Here is a 19,719-nt window from a genome sequence, read left to right on the forward strand (position 1 = left end):
GTTGGATAAGACTTGTTTTGCTGAAGACAAAATTCTGATGAGCCCAGTCGCGGGATCTCTCAAGAGCACGAAGCACCCCTGCGTGAGAATACTCTCATAGATTGCTTTATGTGAATAAACACACACCTGGAGTTGGATCTCGAAAGCCCCTGGTGTAATCCCCCTTCGCGAAACAATCAGGTCAGGCGTTCTCAATTGGTTTCCAAACAACGGTCTCGACGCTTGCGTCTCGCTATCTTGGCGATCCCCTTGCTTGGCGGTTGTGGCGCAGTCGTCGCATTCGCATTGCCAAAGTCTCCTCCCTCGGATCAAGCGGTTCTCACGGGTTCGGTGCGCCGGGGCGCCCTGTCGGAAACCGTCAGCGCCGTCGGGACGCTCGAGCCTTCCCGCCTGGTACAGGTGGGAGCGCAGGTAAGCGGCCAACTGAGGGCGATACATGTCAAGCTCGGCGACCGCGTGCGCAAGGGCGACCCGATTGCAGAGATCGATTCCCTTCAGCAGGAGAATGAACTGCGTCTCGCGCGCGCTGCGCTTCGCCAGGCACAGGCCACCGAACGTTCGCGAACCTTTCAGCTGGAGAGAGCGGAACGAACGCTTGAACGTCAAAAGACGCTTCATGACGGGCGGGCAGGATCGGCCGCTGATCTTCACGATGCCCGATCGGCGGTCCAGATCGCGCGATCAGAACTCGATTTGTCGATAGCGCAAACGGAAACGGCCCTCGTCAGCGTTGAAAAGGCCGAGACCAATCTTGGCTATACCCGCATCGTCGCGCCGATGGACGGGAGGGTCATTGCTGTCACCGCCAAGTCGGGGCAGACCCTGAACTCCGCCCAGACTGCTCCGGTGATCGCGGTCATCGCCGATATCGACGTCATGGTGGTGCGGACCCAGATTTCCGAGGCCGATATCGGGCGTGTCAAGCCAGGACAGAAGGTCTGGTTCACAACCTTTGGCGACCGCAAGACCCGACGCGAAAGCGCTTTGGATGTGGTGGAACCTGCGTCCCCGGCGATGCTGGCAGCCCTTGGGATAAACACCCCCCAGCCTTCCGCCGGCGCTCCATCCCAAGCCGTCTATTTCAATGCCGTTTTTGACGCGCGGAATGACGACGGCGTGCTGTTGCCGATGATGACCGCTGACGTGACGATCACGACCGGCTCCGTGGAAAATGCGGTGCTTGTCCCCTGGGCAGCGCTTCAGGGACCGGATGAAAACGGCATGTTCACGGCCACGGTCAAGAGCAAGAACGGCCCGTTGGAGACACGGAACGTCCGCATCGGCATAACGGATCGGATCGACGCGGAAGTCGTTGAAGGACTGGCCGAGGGCGATGAGGTGGGGCTGCAACTCGATACCGGCCCTACCGATACGGACACGATGCTGCAATGATCGCTCCCCGGCTGGAAGTCTCCCATGTGACGCGTACCTACCGCAGCGGCGATGAGACCGTCATGGCGCTCAACGACGTAAGCCTCGTCATCGAGCCTGGCGAATTGGTCGCGATCGTCGGGGCGTCGGGGTCTGGAAAATCCACGCTCATGAACATTCTGGGCTGCCTCGATCGGACCGACGGCGGCACCTACCGTGTCGATGGGATCGACGTATCGAACCTCGAAGCCGACGCCGTTGCACACCTTCGGCGCGACCGATTTGGGTTTGTGTTCCAGCGTTATCACCTGGTCAACGCGCTATCGGTTGCCGGCAATGTGGAATTACCGGCAATCTATGCGGGAACGCCGGCTGCAAGGCGGCGCGAACGGGCAGCCCGGCTCGTCGATCAGTTCGGACTCGCGGACAAACTCCTATTCCGTCCCAACGAACTGTCGGGCGGGCAGCAGCAACGCATCGCAATCGCGCGTGCGCTGATGAACGACGCGGGTGTGGTGCTCGCCGATGAGCCGACCGGTGCGCTCGATCGTCGATCAGGCGAACTCGTCCTGTCCGCCCTCAAGGAACTGCACCAGCAGGGCCGCACCGTCATCATCGTTACCCACGATCACGACGTCGCCTCCCATGCCGGCCGGATCATTGAAATTGCCGATGGCGCAATCGTTTCTGACACCTGCCTGGGCGACAGGCGAGAAGGCAGCGCGCAAACCGAGAATACGAGGGCAGCATCCAGGTCATCCAGCACCTCTATTGCAAGCCTCACAAGTGCCTTCGGGATGTCCTTCAAGGCGATGGCTGCCCAGAAGCTGCGGACGGGATTGACGATGCTTGGCATTGTCATCGGTGTCACTGCAGTCGTTGCCGTCATCGGGCTTGGTGAAGGCGCCCGGATCTCTGTCAGGAACCAGATGGCAGGCCTCGGAACCAACACGCTCGTTATCTACCCTGGACGCAGTTTCGGAGACCCGGAGGCACATAAAATCGTCAGCCTGACCACAGCCGACGTGGATGCGCTTGCGGCCCAGCCTTACGTCGACAGTGCAACACCGGAAATCGCGACGAACCTGAAGGCTCGGAATGGGGCCCGGACGGTGGAACTTCAGGTGGTCGGCATAGGGTCCTCCTATTTTCGAGCAAATGGCATGAAGCTGGTTTCCGGCCGGCTGCTCATGCAGGAGGATTTGGCAGAGGCCAATTCGAACGTGGTGCTTTCGGAACCTGCTGTGCCGGGCCTCTTTGGAAGTGCCGAGCCAGTGGGAAAACAGGTCCTGCTTGGCAAGACGCCGGCGACCGTCGTCGGTGTCGTAGCGCTGCCGCATTTCCGGGGTGGGGCAGCATCAGCCTACATGACCCATACGGCTTTGCGATCGCGCGTGACGGGACCGATGCCTCTGGCAAACATCACGCTTCGGGTTCGCGACGACATCGACACAACTCTGGCCGAGCGGGCCGCGAGCAACCTGTTGCAACGCCGGCATGGGGTGAAGGACTTCTTTATTTTCAACAACGACCAAGTTCGTCGAGCCAGCGAAAAGACGATGGCAACATTCAGCCTGCTGATTGCCGCACTGGCCGCGGTCGCCCTGGTGGTCGGCGGCATTGGGGTTATGAACATCATGCTGATCTCCGTCACGGAGCGAACCCGAGAAATTGGCCTTCGCATGGCACTGGGCGCGAGACGGCGAGACATCATGGCGCAATTCATGATCGAAGCGGTTGCGGTCTGCGTTGTGGGCGGCGGATTCGGCGTCGCACTCGCAATTGCGCTATCTTTCGTCTCGGACGCCCTTATGTCTCCGCTCCCAATCGTGCTGAGTGCTGGAGCCATTCTGCTGGCCACGGGCTTCACCATCATGATTGGTCTGGCATTCGGTTACCTGCCGGCCCGCGGCGCAGCACGCCTTGACCCTGTGCGTGCCCTGGCAAGCGAGTAAACCATGCGCTTGTTCCAGATAGGGATCGTTCTACCGATCGGGATTTCGCTCGCGGGCTGCCTGACCCCGGCCGAATATCAACGGCCAGAAGTTCCGCCCGGCTTTACCTGGCCGACACAGAAAGCTCACGGCAGCAAGGAACATTCTGCGACAGCGGAACAGTGGTGGACGGCTTTTGGTGATCCGGGTCTCGATGCGCTCGTCCCTGCCGTGCTTGCGGCCAACAACGATATTATGGCTGCAAGCCTGCGCGTGCGCCGCGCCGGGTTGAATGCAGGACTTTCAGCCGAGGCGGGCGCTCCGAAATTCTCGGGCAATGTCGGCGGAAGCGGGCGCATGCCCTTCGATGGCCGAGGCGCTGCCAGTCAGAACTATCAATCCAGCCTCGCTCTTTCCTACGAATTGGACTTGTGGGGGAAGATTGCGGCCACGCGCGACATCGGCAATCTGGAAGCTTCGGCATCGACGGATGATCTTGAAGCCGCACGCCTGGCGGTCGCGGCAGCGACTGTGTCGACGTGGTGGCAACTCGCCCATGCGAACCAGATGTTGGATAGCGCGTCTTCCGGGCTCGCCGTGACCTTGCGCACACGCGACATCGTCGAAACCATGCGCACAGCCGGGACAGCATCGGACCTCGAACACTACGAGATAGCGCAGGCGGTAGAAGCGCAACGCGCCTCCCAAGAACTGCTCAAGCGCGACCGTGACGTGTTGCGCAACCGTCTGGTGGACCTGTTGAATGGCAGGGCCAGCCCGCTAGCCGAGCCAAAACGGCTACCGCAAGGCAAATTGCCTGAACTGGCGCCCGGGCTGCCTGCGAGCCTCATAGGGCGCCGGCCGGATCTGCGCGCAGCCGAAACACGGCTTCGGGCAGCACTTCGCAGAATAGACGAAACGAGGGCGAGTTTTTATCCACCGATATCGCTGACGGGTAATCTCGGCGCCGGTGGCAAGGAACTTGCCGAACTCGTGGCCAATCCCATTGCGACGCTCGGGACGAATGCGGTCCTGCCGTTTCTGAACATGCGCCAGATGGACCTGCAAATACGTGTTTCGGACGTCCAATACGAAGAGGCCGTCTCCTCCTTTCGTGGGACGATGCTGACAGCATTGACCGAAGTCTCGAACGGCCTTTCATCCAGGGCATATCTCTCCCGCCAGCACCAGCACCTGCGACGTGCGCTGGAGGCGCGGAAGCGCGCAGAGGCACTTTACGAGACCCGGTTTCGTGCGGGGGCAATCGCGCTGCGCCCTCTCCTCGACGCGCAAGAGGGCACGAGGCTGGCGAAGGATAGCTTGGTGAACAACCATCTGGCGCGGCTCTTGAACGAAGCAACGCTTATCCGGGCACTCGGCGGGACACCGCCACAAGCATTCGACACCCAATAAAAGTGCAGAGACGCCCACTTTGTGGGCGTCCACGCGCAGGTTGCGACAGCCTCACTCGACCTCCGGCGCACACGCCTCATGGTCTATTGACGGCTGTCCAAACGAAACGACTGCTTTTTCCGAGACATTTGAGCGCCAAAGGCACGAAAACACTACGAGCCTCTTATCCGCGCTCCGCAATCGAATGCCCGATCGGCGGAAGTCGGAACAGAGCGTCGGCGACCGGATCAGCTTCAATGCGGACCGTTCCCGCGTCGTTCGGCAACAGCACTGCGACATCCTGAATGCCGAGATCAGCGAGTTGGTAAGGCGTGCCGTGACCATATTCGAGGTGACCGCGACCGATGATGCCGACCACAAGAGCACCGCTGCTTTCATCGATTGCCTCGGCGATGTTGCAGGCGAATGCCCGGTCCCAGGTTTGCTGTGCACGGACGAACCGATCAAAAGCAGGATCTTCCGGCGACGTCGCCTGCCGGTCCGACCTGACGCCGCCGGTGATGTCAAAGAGGTATTGCCGATACGCTGCTGTCGCAGGCTTTGCCGGCGTGACGCCGTCGCGGTCGCCGAGCGGGATTTCGTCCCACCCCAGCTTCCCGACTTCCGTGACCAAGGCGCGACGGCAATTCAGGGCTTTCATCGGGACGGAATGTTCCCGGCAGAAGTGGAATATCGGCATATAGAGATCGACCGGGAACCCCCAGACCGTCCGCCAGTCGGCCTCCGAGAGAAAGGCATCGTCGCTCAGCGTGCCGGCGACCCATTTGTCGAGGGCCGGCTGCACTCGACGCGGAAACATCTCGAAGCCGACGACGACATCGCCGCGATGTGCATGGAGGCCGGCGAGCACGTGAAGCTGCCAGCGATGGATATCGTAGCGATCATGGGTCTCTCCGAGAAGGACCGCGTTTCTGGCCGCCATATCGGCGATCAGCCGGGCATGCGCGATCGTTTCGCCAGTGGCGGGCACGAGCCAGGTGGCGGGAGTGTGTGGTACGGCTGACATGATGGATCTGCCCCCTCAGTTCGATGCGGCGGCAGCAAGGCGCACGCTGAGGCCGATTTCCTCTTTCTGCGCGTCAAGAGCGTCAAAGGTGGTCGCGTCGCTTTCCTCGCGCTCCACCCAAGAGGCGACCGCACCGCCGAGCAAGTGCAAATGGAAGTCCGACGTCATCACATTGATGAACCCCATCGCCGGCTTTACCTTCTCGACGATACCCGACCAGGATTGATCGAAGCCGGGACCTGTAAAGGCGATGGCGACAGGCCGCGCCGTTTCGAGCGCCAGGTTGAACGGCTTCAGTCCAGGATCGTTCTCAGCGACATCGGGCCGCTCAGGACGCTCCGGCTTGGCGCCGTCTCCCTCCGCCGTCTCCAGGCGAAGGCCGTCGAGCGCCGCCTCAAACGGATCGAGACCATCGAAACCGACGACGCTGAAAACGGGCTCACCCTGTTCGTCGTTAAAATCCAGGCGCGGATAGACCTGTCCCTGCATCACGCTCGACGTGTCGGCGACAATACTCGCCACCAGCGCCGGGTTTATCCTGCTGTCGTGGTTGGCGCCTCGACAGAACATCAATCCATCCTCCACGACCACCGTTTCAACCGGCCCGATCCTCTCGTGGGTAACGCCGTTGCGCTTGCCGATGATCATCAGCCTGCCGACCAGCGGCAGTTTCCCGAGGACGCGGTCGACGGGTTCACGCAGGATGCGGCGTGTCGCTTGTTCGGTCATCGTTGTTGTCCTTTCGTGTTTTCGATGCGTGATAGCGCGGGCACGCGGTATTCAGGCCGCGGCAGCGTCGTGGCGCGCCAGATCCAGGTCGATGGTTGTGAAGTCGCCGAGCGCCTGCGGCGGACGGTGCGCGATGACGATGAAAGCGGTTTCGGGAAGGCGGTCGCGAACGCGTCGAAGCAATTGCATTTCGGCCGACGCGTCGAGCGCGCTCGTCGCCTCGTCCAGCATCACCCAACGCGGCGCATGCGCAAGCAGACGCGCAAACGCCAGGCGCTGTCTTTCGCCACCCGACAAACCGGCCTCGGCGACCGGATTATCACCGTCGTCAAGGCGGTGCGCCAGCCCAACCTCCACCAGGAGAGCCTTGATCGACCCCGACCCGATGTCATCCGCGCGCACCGGATAGGCGACGGCCTCCTCCAGCGAGCCGAGCGGCAAGTAAGAGGTTTGCGGCATAAACATCCAACCGTCGCGCGCACGATCGACCTCTCCCTCACCATACGGCCAGTAGCCGGCGATGGCCTTCATCAGGGTGGACTTCCCGATACCGGACGCGCCCTTCAACCACACGCATTCGCCGGGCCGCACCGAGAACTCGGGAATGTTGAGCAAGTGACGATGATCCGGTGTTCGAAGGCTCAGTCCTTTCAATCGCAGACCTTCCGCCCGATCTGAATGGACGATGGCGGATGGCGTTTCCGCACGGCAACGCGCATTTTCCATGAAGTCATCCAGGCGCGCTGCGGTTGCCACCAGATCCGCGAGGTCGCGATAGGAAAAGATGAACCACGACAGCGTCGTCACCACCTGCGAAAAGGCGTTGCTGAGCTGCATCAGCCCACCGAAGGCGACGTGGCCGGCGATGTAACCCGGCAAGGCGACGAACAGGGGTATGCGCAGAACGGAGTGGTTGAACGGATAGGTGAAGCTGCCGAGCACGAGCTCGCGGCGGATCAGCCGTCGCCAGTTCTGCGCCAAGTCGCCGAACCGCTGCCTGAAGACCCGAACCTCCGCCGCCTCGCCGCCCGCAAGCGCCACTTCGTCAAAGTTGCTCCGCCAGCGCGCCATGGCATAGCGAAAGTCCGCCTCGCGATGTTGCTGCTGAGCGAAAAGCGGCTTCAAGGGCCTGCCGAGCAGATGCGTCACCACGCTGCTGATGGCGACATAAAGAAAGGCGGCCCAGACCATGTAATGCGGTATCTCGATATCAATGCCGAGCGGCGCCAGGCTCAACGGAAAACTTGCAAGCGCCCACAACACGGCAACGAAGGAGAACAGCCCGACGACACGCGATATGAGATCGAGCGCCTCGCTCAGCATGCCGCGCACGAAAAGGCGGCAATCCTCGGCAATGCGCTGGTCGGGATTGTCGATGCGATCGCCAGCGGCATTGGCCATGTGCCAATAGGCCTTGTCCTTAGTCCAGAGCGCGATTGCCTTTTCGGTCAGCGCCTGTCGCCAGCGAATTTCGAGGATCTTACGCAGGTACTCGGCCAGCAGATGTCTGGCTGAATTCAGGCCGACGATCACGGCAAAAACGCCGATCTGCGCAAGGATTGCCGGGCCGTCGATCTTCTCGATCGCTGAATAGAATGCGCCGGTCCATTCGATGAGGCGCACACTCGCGTAGACGCTGCCAAGCGTCAAGGCGATGACGATGCTCAGCAGGGCCAGATCCGCCTTGCCACCGGGATGGCGGACGCAAATGGCGATCAGGCGCTGGAATTGTCCGGCAAGCTTCAGCATGTCTGGGTCCGTGAAGTTGAGGGACGTGGACGCGCACCGCGCGCCCACGTCAGTTCAGGGCTAGAAGCGAACCGTGGCGCCGAGCTTGAAGGTGCGGCCCGGGGCCGTCTGCAATTCAAGCGGGTTGACGTTCGCCGTAGCGACGGATGAGGGAACGCGGTCGAACGAACCCATCGTGTTCGGGAAGTAGCGGCGGTCGAAGATGTTCTGAATCCCGGCAGTCACTTCGAGGTTCTCGCGCGGCTGCCATTTGGTGTACGCGTCAAACACGGCATAACCAGTCGGCAGAAAATCGGCCGGATCGCTTACTTCCGTGCGGCCAGCGGCAAACGTTCCGAAGAGTTCGAACTGGAGTCCATAGTCGGGAAGTTCGTGCCTCAGGCCGAGAACCGCAGTGAGCGGGGTTGCGCCATCGAAGGCGGTCGTTGCCGCGCCGGAGGACACGCGCTGCCGCCCTTTGGTCCAGGTGACGTTGGCCGACGCGAACGTATTGTCGAGGACCTCGTATTCGCCGCCGAACTCGATTCCCCAAAGCTTGACGTCTTCGACGTTGTTTGACGTAAAGCCAACGACGGGTATGCCGCCCGGCGCAACGATGTTGACCGGCTGCAGGCTGCGGATGAAGTTCGAGTAGTCGGCATAGAACGTCGCGACGGTGAAGTAGCCGCGGTCGAGCTCGCCGCGGAAGCCGATTTCGTAGCTGTCGACCGACTCCGGCTTCAGGCTGGCATTGGGAACGAGATAGGAGCCGCTGAAGGGATCGCTGCTCGACTGGAACAGCTGCGCCGAGGTCGGCATCTTGAAGCCTTCGCCATAGGAGGCGTAGGCCGAGTAGGTGTCGTCGAACTTGTAGATCGCCCCCACGCGTTTCAGGAGCTCCGTCTTGTCCTGCTTCTCCGGGCGGAAACCCGGCAAGCCCGGATACGAGGCGTCACCCGTCGGGTCGATCGAGTAGTGAGCCAGGCGCACGCCCGGATTGACGGTCAACTGACCGTCGAGGAACTCGATGCTGTCCTGCAGATAGAAGTCGGCACGTTCCGTCGTCACCCGCGGGAAGCTGAAGCCCTGATTGACCTGCGTCGTCGTTGTTCCGGTCAACGAATTGTAAGTCCGGTTGATACCGGCATAGTCGCCCTTCGTCCGATCGCCGTCGAAACCGTAGGTCAACGTGTGACGGGTCGATCCCAGATCGAAGGACGACTGCAGCTGAATGTCGGCCTCGAAGAATTCCTCGCTGTAGTCGCGGTACTGATCGTGCACCTGGTAGCGGTTGGAGTAGACGCGACGCTGGCGGCTGTCGGTCACGCGCTTCTGCGGCGACCAGGAGAGGTTCCAGTTCACGCTGTCGAGCCATGCGGCGCCCACCTGCCAATCATGTTCGAGCGCTATGCGCTTGCGGCTCATTTCGAGATCGCGCGCATAGTGGTCGTTTAGATAGGATGTTGTGGTCGGAACACCCGTGGTCGAGGCACCCATTTCGTAGAGCTGCAGGATATCGGTGTCGCGGCCGAACAGTTCGCCGGTCAGCTTGAACGTGTGCTCGGCGTCCGGCGTCCAGACGACCTTGGCCAGCGCGTTGTTGACGTCCGTGTCCGCGGGGAAAAGCTGGTCACATCCAATCGTGCGCCGTGAGCAACCCCAGATGCCGCCATCGGCGCGCGCCTTGCTGAATTCGGCCTCCTGCGCAGAGACTTGTCCGTAGCTGCCAAGCACCTGAATGTCGCCGAAATCGTAGGCGCCCGTCACCTGCTTGCGCCAGCTTTTGTCAAGGCTGTCGAAGCTCGTGCTGACTTCAAGCGCCCAGGGTTTCGTCGGATCGGTAAGCAGATCCGACGGATCGAGCGTGCGGAACATCACGGCACCGCCCAATGCGTCGGCACCCCAGAGTACCGAGTTGGGCCCGCGAACGATTTCGACGGCCTTGAAGTTGCTCATATCGAAGAAGTCACGGCTGCCGTCAGTGATTCCCTCCTGAACCCTCGATCCATCGACCGTCAATTGGACGCGGTTGCCGCTCATGCCGCGAATGGAGAAGCCGTTGAGCTGCCCCCAGGGATTGGTGATCGAGGTTCGCCGATCGACGCTGACACCCGGCTCATAACGGACGAGGTCCTGGATATCGCGGACGTTGTGATCCACGATGTCTTCCCGGGTGATCACGGAGATCGATTGCGGGACGTCGAGCACCTTCTTCGGTTGGCGGGTCGAGGTAACGACGATCCGTTCAAGCGCGGTCGGCTCGACCGCCTCTGGCGTCACGCGCTTCGTTTTTTCCTGTGCGTCTTGCGCGCCCACACTCGTCGTCAGCAACAGGAAGATTGCCGTCGAGCAGACGAGGCGTTGCCCCAAACCTCGTCCGGTTACCACTTCGCTCAAAGCTTTCGTCATACCCAGCCCCCGGGATCAAAACAAAATCAACGGGCGCCTTGTAATTAAACTTGAGTCAAAGAATCAAGTTCAAACATGATAAAAACACTCAAATTTTATGGGTGTTTAAAAGACGACGATTTAGCGCCGCCTGAAGGGCGACGAAAAACGGCGGAAATGGGAGGTATTGGGACGGCAACAGGAACGGCTCCCTTTTGCCCAATGCTTTCTAGTCTAGAGAGGCGTCGTCGAAAAACAAGCGCCGAATCAGCAACCCAGGAATGAAACTTCCGATATATGCAGCCGCAACGCGGTGGTTTAGGTGGGAGTCAACACAAGGGGAACGGGAGACATCCATGACGAGCACGCTAGCAACTCCGATTACGCCACGCGGCATTGAGATCGATGCCCGTCTGGGCACAGACTTCGATGCGGTCAATGTCGCACGAAACCTGTTACGCACGGCAAGAGTCGCGGCTCTCGCCACGCTCGACCCTGGCAGCGGGTATCCTTACGCGACCTTTACCAACCTCGCGATGGAGCCGGACGGCACCCCCCTCTTTTTCACCGCCGGGCTTGCACTCCATGCGCGCAATATCCTGGAAGACCAGCGGGCGTCATTGACGCTGTCCCCTCTGAAGGGGGATCTCCTTGCCCATCCGCGTCTCACGCTGGTCGGCCGCGCCGAGCCGATCGGACGCGCCGAACACGAGCGGGCCAATCGTCGATACCTGGCCCGGTTTCCCAAATCCAAGATCTATCTTGGCCTTGGCGACGCCATGCTGTGCCGAATGACCGTCGAAGCACTCCATCTCAGTGGGGGCCCTGCCCGCAGTGCGTCGCAGGTATCGGTCGACGAGCTCTTGACCGACCTCAGCGGTGCAGAAGAACTGATGGCTGCCGAGTTCGACGAAATCGAAAGGATGAATGCACGACCTGACCTGGTTGCCCGTCTTGTGCACGAAGCCGGGGCAAAACAGGAGAGGTGGCGCGTCACCGGCATCGATCCGCAGGGCATGGACCTCACGTCTCCCGGCTCCGCCGCACGACTGTGGTTCTCCGAGCGCGTAGAAACTCCGCACGCCCTTGCGGATGCACTGGCTCGGCCCTTTCGTCCACTTTGATCTCAAGTCTGGCTAAGTGACTACCGGCCGCGATTCATGTTCCGGTCAATACATTATGCCACACCAAGAAGCACAAATCAGGAGCACTCTTCACTCGGCAGGCAGCTGTTTCATGTAGATTGGCCGTTCAGGCGACGCCAGTCCTGCACGATCCCTCACACCGCCCCAATAGCCAAACGCGGTGCCCTTTGGCGAGTGCGCACGACACTGCGAAGCGTGTTTGTCACCGGACGAGAACAAGGCGCTTCCGCCCGGGAGCTTTACCCAATGTCAGACAGCACGTCTCTCAAGGCGGACAGGAATACATCAGCATTCTCTCTCGAGAATGGCAGGGGCGGTCTGATTTTGAGGATATTGCCGTGCTTGCCTGCCGCGCTGATTAATACGCGTCGCTCTCTCAAGCCGTTGACGACCTTGAGCGACAATTGCCCATCCGGTTCGCGGGTTGCACGATCTTTCACGAACTCCATCCCGAGAAACAAGCCGCCTCCCCTGACATCACCGATCGAAGCGAATTCGTCCTGGAGGCGCCGCATGCCGGCGAGCAAGTAGCTACCGCAATCTTGCGCATTGTGCATCAGTTCTTCACCCTCAATGGCATCGAGCACCGCCGAGGCAGCAGCAATCGAGACGTTGTTGGCGCCGAAAGTGTTGAAGTAACGGATGTCCTGCCCGAAGCGCTCCTGGATTTCCGACTTCATGACGGCCGCAGCGATCGGCATGCCGTTGCCCATCGGCTTACCCATGACGACGAGGTCAGGAATGATGCCATGGCGCATGAAGCCCCACATATGCGAGCCCATGCGTCCAAAACCCGGCTGCACTTCGTCAGCGATGTAAAGAGCGCCCGCCGCATGCAACACCTCAAGGACCGGCTGCAGAAAACCGGGCGGATCGGGGAAGATGCCGTCCGTTGAGAATATGCCGTCGGCGATGAAGGCAGCAGGCGTAATGCCGCGGCGTCTCATGAGCGTGATCGCTTTCGATACATCTTCGGCGAGCGCACTACCGACATCTTGCCCGTTGGCGCGATACGTGTCGGGTGCGGGCACTGTCACGACATGTTGCCCAAGCGGCATGTTCGGCCCGAGCGAGGGTGAGATTTCTGCGGCAGCTGTCGTGACGCCGTGATAGGCATTCTCGGTGATGATCACACCGGTCCCGCCGGTGTAATATCGCGCCAGCCGCAGCGCCAAGTCCACCGCCTCGCTGCCGGTACAGGTGTACATCACGCGATTGAGCTCGACCGGAAACGTCGCGAGCAGCCGCTCGGAATAGTCGAGAATTTGCTCGCCGAGATAGCGGGTATGGGTATTGAGCTGCGCGGCCTGACGGGCGATGGCATCGACTACATGAGGATGGCAGTGCCCGACCGACGGCACGTTGTTGTAGGCATCGAGATAAGCCTCCCCATCGGGGCCATAGAGCCAGACGCCTTCGGCGCGGACGATGTGGACCGGCTTATCGTAAAACAACCGATAGGACGGCCCGAGAAGGGTCTGGCGTCGCTCGATCATCTTGCGCTCGCGCGCCGGAAGGCTCTCCAGTCGGGTCGCATCGAAGCCGTTGATCATGGTGGCAGCGGGCCTGCCTGAAAGGGACTTGTTCATGCTTTTTATCCTTGTCGGGTGGCTGCACGCAGTCGTTCGATTGCGCTTTCCTTTGGAATGGCGTCAAGCCGCGCCAGTTGTTCCCAAACGCTGGCGCTGCGGATCGTGAAGCGCGCTGCATGCTCGGGAAACAGTCGTGCCCGCCACTGAGGAATCGCGAGCCGCATCACCAGTCGCATCACCGCCGCAGTGTAGACGAGTGCGATTTCCGCATCGGAAAGAACGCACTCGCCGCTGTATCCCGCGATGAGGTCGCACATCGCCTGCACCGGATCGTGCTCGGCGCCGATCTGGTAGGCGGCTGCCACGCCCACGTCGAAGACAATGGGCGCGTGGACCATATCGCCGAAGTCGATGATGCCGGTAATGTCCTGCGGCCGCGCGGGGTCAACCAGGATGTTCTCCATGTTGAAATCGTTGTGGATCACCTGCGCCGGCAGCGAGCGCATCACGGGCACGATCTCAGCCTCGAATTCGTCGATCGACCTTTCGAGCCGCGCCCTCTCGCGCGGATCCGCGAATGCCGGCATCAGATCGCGCGTGCCGCCGGCATGTTTCATGTCCCAGGTTATCCTGTGAGATGCGGCCGCGTGGGTAAAGCTCTTCAGCGCCTTCTGCATCCGCCCGAGAAGAGCACCGACTTTCCGGCGCTGAAGCGGAGAATTCGGCGCGGTGCGCTGTGAAATTCCGGGCACGAAAGTGACCATTCGCACACCACGCGTGTCACCGTCGTCGGCGACAAACCGGAAATCGGCGGCTCCGTCACGGGTGCGGATGATGCGCTGGACGGGGATGCCAGGGTCCATCGCTTGAACATGCAAGAGCGCCTCGCTGTGCATGCTGGTCACGAGCGGATCCTCCGCGGGGTTGAGGATTTTAAGGAGATAAGCGGTTCCATCCTCAAGCGTCAGGCGATAGTTGCTGTCCTTTTCTCCCCACAGCCATTCGGCCCGGCCAATGAGCCCGTAGTAGTCACGGGCTATCTGCTCTGCTTGATCGGGCGGCACCGCAACCGCACTCGTCTCCAGTTCGGCACCAAGCATGCGCTCAGCAGCATTCGTCGTCATTCCGGACATCGCGTTTCACTTTCCTTGCCAGTCGCGCGAACCCGACACTGGCGATCGAAATCGCTAGCCAATGGGCAGAGCGCAAGTCGTTAAAGGGTGGCAACGAATTCACGTCTCCGCCCGGAAATGCCGGCGATGCTGACATCAGACGTGCTGACCACCGTTGATGTGAATCTCCGCACCGTTGATGTAAGAGGAAGCTTCCGTGCACAGGAAATAGATCGTTTGCGCCACTTCGCGTGTCGTGCCCAGCCGGTTCAACGGCACTTGAGACTTTACCAGTTCTTCTGTTCCGGGTGACAGGATGGCGGTATCGATCTCTCCCGGCGCGATTGCGTTGGCACGGATACCGAGCGGCCCGAATTCATGGGCGAGTTCGCGCGTCAGCGCAGCCAGTCCCGCTTTCGACGCGGCATAAGCCACGCCTGCGAATGGATGGACGCGAGAGCCGACAATCGACGTGACATTCACGATCGACCCCTGCGCCGCTTTCAGTTCCGGCAAGAGCGCACGCGCCAGCAACGCCGTCGAAACAATGTTGACGTTAAGGACACGGGTCCAGGTGGACGCGTCAGTGTCAGCGACGCCAAGACGCGATCCTCCAGGCCCCTTCGGCGAGATGCCGGCGTTGTTGACGAGCGCTGCGAGCTTGCCGTCTGGCAGACGCTCGCGCACCGCCGCAGCCAGGGCGTCAATGCCTTCGAGATCTTCAAGATCTGCCTGTATGTGGCTTTCGCGCGCGGAGGGCCAGCGGCATTGTTCGGAAAATGGCTGGCGCGACACCGTCAATATCCGCCAGCCGTTTTCCTGGAAAAGCTTCACAGTTGCGTGGCCAATACCGCGACTGGCGCCTGTGAGAAGCATGTAGTTGAGGGTCATGGGGCACTCCAAGCGGGGGCAATCAAGACTGATGCTCTCATGCTATCGCGCGACCTTGCCTTCTCAAGACCTTTCTTGGACCAGTCACGAGCCATCACACGTATAAGGTGCTGCAATATGAAATTGCGCACTTTTTGCGCGTCTAGCAATCCAGCCCCATTTCGCACCAAGTGAGGAACAATTTTCCTTAAATCCGTTAACATCCGGACATCGAAAGAATAACGTATCTTCTTGCAGCTGCTTCTTAGCACAAATTAACCGCTAACGATGACGCTTGCCTCGAAAAGAATTCTTGAACAATCGGTAGAATTTAGTCGTTGGACCCCTTTCGGAGGGCTGCATATCGTCTTCTCAACAACAAGCAAGGCCTAAAGGCGAAAGGGGAATACCGATATGAAACGCATTTCCATGAAAGTCCTTTCAGCTACGCTTTTCGCAGCGACGATGCTGTCGGGAGCTTATGCAAGCGCCGCGGAAATCACCGTTATGGGCTACCGCGGCCCTTTTGAAGAAAACTACATGAAGGCGGTCGTCCAGCCCTTCATGAAGGCCCACCCCGATATCAAGGTGAACTACTACGGCGTCCAGAACGCCGCCACCTCTCTCGGCAATATGCGCGCACAACGGGACGCGCCTCAGGTCAATGCAGTCATCTATGACCTGTCCGTCGCAAAGATCGCCAAGGAGGAAGGACTTGTTGCCGACCTCGACACGTCGAAGATCCCGAATTATGCCGACGTCGACGATATCGGCAAGGATCTTGGGGGATCTGCAATTCCCCTCACCTACGATACTCTGACGCTGATCTACAACACCGAGACTTTCCCGACGGCGCCAACGAGCTGGGAAACGCTCTGGGATGAAAAGCAGGACGGAAAAGTCATTCTGCCGGCACAAGGTGGCGGCGATATCCAGGCGATCCTGCTGACAATCATCGCCAATCGCCTCGCAGGTCAAGAAGACTACAAGGAGACGATCGACCCCGGTGTCGACAAACTGATCGAGCTCGCACCGCGCGTACAGACGTGGGAGCCGAAGCCCGACGCCTATACACTTGTCGCCAACGGCACGGCGACGGTCTCGATCGGTTGGAACGCTCGCTCTCAGTTCTATTTCGACCAGACCGAAGGCCGCGTGAGCTCCGTCGGCCCAGCCGAAGGTACTGCCTCCCAGATCAACGTGATCAGCGCAATCGAAAAGGCGTCCGAAGCTGAAGCGACGCAGACATTCATAAACTACGCCATCGGTCCGGAAGCCCAGGCGGCCTTCGCCAAAGCCATGTTCTACGCGCCGACCAATAAGAAAGCCGAGGTGGATGAAGCCACCGCCAAGCGCATCCCGATGTTGGACCCGGCCCAACGCGAAAAACTCATCGCGGTCGACTGGATGACGATCGGCGAGATGCGCGAAGACATCCTGCAGCCGTGGCGCCGCAAGATCATTCCTGCCGGCCGCTAAGGGTTGGGATCCGGGTCGGATCGGGCTCGGAACCAGGCGATCTCATTTGACAGGTCGCCCCTGCTGCAGGCGCCATTGACGCTTGACCGCGCACGCGCGCCGTTGTGACGGGAACCGCTTCCCGTCACCTACGCCGACCTCAATTCGCACATGGTGATGATATGCACACTCAAGAACTGCGCCACGATGCACAGGACGACGAACCTGTTGCTGCTTCCGCCGACGACCCGACGTTTCTCAAGCTCAAGGGCGTGACCAAGCGCTACGGCGTCGATTACATGGCCGTCGACGACCTCGACATCGACGTGCCGAAGGGCAAGCTGCTCGGCCTCCTCGGCCCGTCCGGTTGCGGCAAGTCCACGACGCTGCGCATGATCGCCGGCCTGCTTGACATAACCAAGGGCAACATCTCGGTCGACGGCGACGATATTTCTCACGAACCGCCGCACAAGCGCGATATCGGCCTGGTTTTCCAGAACTACGCACTCTTTCCCCATATGACCGTGGCGCAAAACGTCGCCTTTGGGCTGGAGATGCGTGGCGTTTCGCGGCGCGAAGCGCGCCACCGCGTTGAGGAAGCGCTGGAAATGGTGAGGTTGCCAGGTTTTGGCGACCGCAAGCCCAAGGAAATGTCTGGCGGGCAACAGCAGCGCGTAGCCCTTGCCCGGGCCCTGGTCATCCGTCCGCGCCTTCTTCTTCTGGACGAGCCGCTTTCCAACCTCGATGCCAAGCTGCGCGACGACATGCGCATCGAGATCCGCGAAATCCAGCAACGCTTGCAGATCACCACCGTGTTTGTCACCCACGACCAGGTGGAAGCGCTGACCATGTGCGACCTCGTCGGCGTCATGCATCGCGGCAAGCTCGCCCAACTCGGCACGCCGGAAGATATCTACGAGCGCCCGGCCGACCTTTTCGTCGCCGATTTCGTCGGTCGTACCAACGTTCTTGATTGCGAGATCGAAGCACTCGACCGTGTACGCATCGGCGCTTCCGTCTACCCCTGCAACACGCGCAACCTGACGTCTGGCAAGGCGAAAGCTGCCATCCGCCCTCATCGGATCAGCCTGACACCGAGCCGCGACCGCAGCCTTATCAGCATCGCCACCAACTCCACCCACGGCCGGGTGGTGCGTGTCACCTATATCGGTGATGTTGTGCAGTACGACGTCGATATCGGCGGCAATGTGCTGACCACCGAAGTGCACACCGCAAGCGCCGGCCACAGTTTTCAGAACGGAGAAAAGCTTCTCTGTGAGTGGAAGCCGCAGGACATGCAGGTTTTCGGGAGCTGAACCATGGCAGCGATCATCTCACCCATAGCGATCGCCGATGCGCCGACCCGCCGGAAGACGTTTCCCTTCCTGCTGATTGCGCTGCTTCTGCCGATGGCGGTCATCAATTTCATTGCCTTCATCCTGCCCGTCATCAGACTGGGCATGATCTCCTTCATCGAAAGCCGAAGTGGCGGCGTGCTGACCAACAACTACACGCTCGAAAACTACGCCAATTTCTTTACCGACAGTTTCAGCTTCGAGCTGGTCGCCAACTCGCTTTTGCTCGGTTTCGGCGTGACGCTGATCACGCTGTGCTGCGCCTATCCGATCGCGTTGTTCCTGCATCGCGTTTCACCGAAATGGCGCAATATGCTCTTCGTCATCACGGTGTCTCCGCTGCTCGTCAGCAGCGTGGTGCGAACCTATGGCTGGATGGTCATTCTCGGCGACCAGGGCGTCGTCAACGGTATTTTGATGTCGTCCGGCGTCATCGACAGTCCGCTGCGCTTGACCAACAACACGCTTGGGGTCTTCATCGGCATGGTCGAAGTCCTCATCCCCTACATGGCACTGTCGTTGATCGCTGGTTTCGGCCGCCTCGAAAATGTCTACGAGGAAGCTGCCGCCTCGCTCGGCGCCAATAGCTGGACGCGTTTTCGTCGCGTGATCCTGCCGCTGACGGCGCCCGGCATCGCGCTTGGCTGCCTGCTCTGCTTCGTCCTTTCCATCAGCTCGTTCATCACCCCGAAGCTCCTGGGCGGCGGCCGAGTGTTCCTGCTTGCAACCGAGATCTACGACCAGGCCGTCATCCAGCTCGAATGGCCGACCGCCGCTGCAATCTCCGTCATCGTGCTCATCATCTTCGGCCTTGCGCTTGCGGTCTATTCCCGCGTCGTCAAGCGCTTCGATTAAGGAGTAACACCGCCATGATCGGCCAAATGAGCATTCCCTTCCGGCTCCTCGTCGCCTGCATCTATCTCTTCCTGCTTGCTCCCATCCTGATTGTGCTGCCGCTGTCCTTCAGCAACGACAGCTACATCACTTTCCCGCCGGAGAGCTGGGGGTTTCGGTGGTATGGGGCGATGTTCTCCCATAGCGGCTTCATCAATGCTCTGGGGATCAGCCTCACGATCGCCGTCACGGTCACCGTGCTTAGTCTTGCGGCTGGCGTCCCTGCTGCCTTTGCGATCCGCCGCCGGCGTTTCTTCGGGCGCGAATTGGTCCTGAACCTGTTCACCGCACCGCTGCTCTTGCCCTCGATCGTGCTTGGCCTCGCCATCCTTCTGGTCTTCGTCCAGGCACGTCTGCTCGGCACTTATACGGGGCTCATCATTGCCCATCTGATCATCACCACGCCTTACGTGATCCGCATCATGCTGACGGCGTTTTCCACCCTGCCGCCATCGGTCGAGGATGCAGCAACCATGCTGGGCGCCGCACCGTTCACTGTCGTGCGCCGCATCACCTTGCCGATGATGATGCCGGGCTTCATCGCCAGTGCCGCCCTCTCCTTCCTGCTGTCCTTCGACGAGGTCGTCATCTCTCTTTTCATCACCGGTCCACGTCTGCGGACCCTGCCGGTGGAGATATTCGACTATGTCGAAAGCCAGACCGACCCGATGACGGCCGCCGTGTCCGTTGTCCTCGTCGCCGCCACCCTACTCATCATCTTCGTCATCGAACGCACGCTTGGCCTTTCCAGGACCATCGGCAAGTAACGACTTTTGAAATGGAG

At 60.4% G+C, this 19,719-nt stretch carries 15 protein-coding genes; 8 read left to right on the plus strand and 7 right to left on the minus strand.

Annotation, left to right across the window (positions count from 1 at the left end):
- Positions 1-330 precede the first annotated feature (330 nt).
- Genes VGO04_RS18215 through VGO04_RS18225 form a run of 3 tightly spaced genes read left to right on the plus strand, consistent with a single transcriptional unit; the run spans position 331 to position 4,718 of the window.
- On the plus strand, positions 331-1,392 hold the full coding sequence (locus VGO04_RS18215; protein WP_327497412.1) for an efflux RND transporter periplasmic adaptor subunit: 1,062 nt from the start codon (positions 331-333) through the stop codon (positions 1,390-1,392).
- A complete protein-coding gene (locus VGO04_RS18220) occupies positions 1,389-3,326 on the plus strand; it encodes an ABC transporter permease (protein ID WP_327497378.1) in 1,938 nt (645 codons plus the stop codon). The genes VGO04_RS18215 and VGO04_RS18220 overlap by 4 nt, the downstream gene beginning before the upstream one ends.
- 3 nt (positions 3,327-3,329) lie before the next feature.
- Entirely contained in the window at positions 3,330-4,718 is a 1,389-nt protein-coding gene (locus VGO04_RS18225) for an efflux transporter outer membrane subunit (RefSeq protein WP_327497379.1), read from the plus strand.
- Between the two features lie 163 nt (positions 4,719-4,881).
- Here the strand turns inward: VGO04_RS18225 and VGO04_RS18230 are convergent, their stop codons facing one another.
- The 4 genes from VGO04_RS18230 to VGO04_RS18245 are packed head-to-tail and all read right to left on the minus strand — an operon-like array spanning position 4,882 to position 10,590.
- Positions 4,882-5,724: a ChaN family lipoprotein gene (locus VGO04_RS18230; protein WP_327497380.1), complete on the minus strand. Its 843-nt coding sequence runs from the start codon at positions 5,722-5,724 to the stop codon at positions 4,882-4,884.
- A gap of 15 nt (positions 5,725-5,739) precedes the next feature.
- Positions 5,740-6,453 (minus strand): hypothetical protein, encoded by a 714-nt coding sequence (locus VGO04_RS18235; RefSeq protein WP_327497381.1) that lies wholly within the window; start codon positions 6,451-6,453, stop codon positions 5,740-5,742.
- Between the two features lie 51 nt (positions 6,454-6,504).
- A complete protein-coding gene (locus tag VGO04_RS18240; RefSeq protein ID WP_327497382.1) occupies positions 6,505-8,202 on the minus strand; it encodes an ABC transporter ATP-binding protein/permease in 1,698 nt (565 codons plus the stop codon).
- Between the two features lie 60 nt (positions 8,203-8,262).
- Entirely contained in the window at positions 8,263-10,590 is a 2,328-nt protein-coding gene (locus VGO04_RS18245; protein ID WP_327497383.1) for a TonB-dependent hemoglobin/transferrin/lactoferrin family receptor, read from the minus strand.
- A 335-nt stretch (positions 10,591-10,925) separates the two neighbouring features.
- Here VGO04_RS18245 and VGO04_RS18250 point away from each other — a divergent pair, with 335 nt between their 5' ends.
- Entirely contained in the window at positions 10,926-11,693 is a 768-nt protein-coding gene (locus VGO04_RS18250; RefSeq protein ID WP_327497384.1) for a HugZ family protein, read from the plus strand.
- A 260-nt stretch (positions 11,694-11,953) separates the two neighbouring features.
- Here the strand turns inward: VGO04_RS18250 and VGO04_RS18255 are convergent, their stop codons facing one another.
- The 3 genes from VGO04_RS18255 to VGO04_RS18265 form a co-directional block, all read right to left on the minus strand.
- Positions 11,954-13,267, minus strand: a complete 1,314-nt coding sequence (locus VGO04_RS18255; RefSeq protein ID WP_327497413.1) for an aspartate aminotransferase family protein — start codon at positions 13,265-13,267, stop codon at positions 11,954-11,956.
- Positions 13,268-13,308: 41 nt separating this feature from the next.
- Positions 13,309-14,379, minus strand: a complete 1,071-nt coding sequence (locus VGO04_RS18260; RefSeq protein WP_327497385.1) for a phosphotransferase — start codon at positions 14,377-14,379, stop codon at positions 13,309-13,311.
- A gap of 135 nt (positions 14,380-14,514) precedes the next feature.
- Positions 14,515-15,249, minus strand: a complete 735-nt coding sequence (locus VGO04_RS18265; protein ID WP_327497386.1) for an SDR family oxidoreductase — start codon at positions 15,247-15,249, stop codon at positions 14,515-14,517.
- Between the two features lie 393 nt (positions 15,250-15,642).
- On the opposite strand from VGO04_RS18265, the gene VGO04_RS18270 reads away from it, so the two are divergent.
- The 4 genes from VGO04_RS18270 (at position 15,643) to VGO04_RS18285 (ending at position 19,702) form a co-directional block, all read left to right on the plus strand.
- Positions 15,643-16,707 carry an extracellular solute-binding protein gene (locus VGO04_RS18270; protein ID WP_327497387.1) on the plus strand — a complete coding sequence of 355 codons (1,065 nt, stop codon included), beginning with the start codon at positions 15,643-15,645 and terminating at the stop codon, positions 16,705-16,707.
- 161 nt (positions 16,708-16,868) lie between these two features.
- Positions 16,869-18,002 carry an ABC transporter ATP-binding protein gene (locus VGO04_RS18275; protein WP_327497388.1) on the plus strand — a complete coding sequence of 378 codons (1,134 nt, stop codon included), beginning with the start codon at positions 16,869-16,871 and terminating at the stop codon, positions 18,000-18,002.
- A 3-nt stretch (positions 18,003-18,005) separates the two neighbouring features.
- Positions 18,006-18,896, plus strand: a complete 891-nt coding sequence (locus VGO04_RS18280) for an ABC transporter permease (protein WP_327497389.1) — start codon at positions 18,006-18,008, stop codon at positions 18,894-18,896.
- A gap of 14 nt (positions 18,897-18,910) precedes the next feature.
- Positions 18,911-19,702: an ABC transporter permease gene (locus tag VGO04_RS18285; RefSeq protein WP_327497390.1), complete on the plus strand. Its 792-nt coding sequence runs from the start codon at positions 18,911-18,913 to the stop codon at positions 19,700-19,702.
- Positions 19,703-19,719: the final 17 nt, after the last annotated feature.

It is taken from the genome of Ensifer sp. (assembly GCF_035999185.1).
GTDB lineage: Bacteria > Pseudomonadota > Alphaproteobacteria > Rhizobiales > Rhizobiaceae > Ensifer.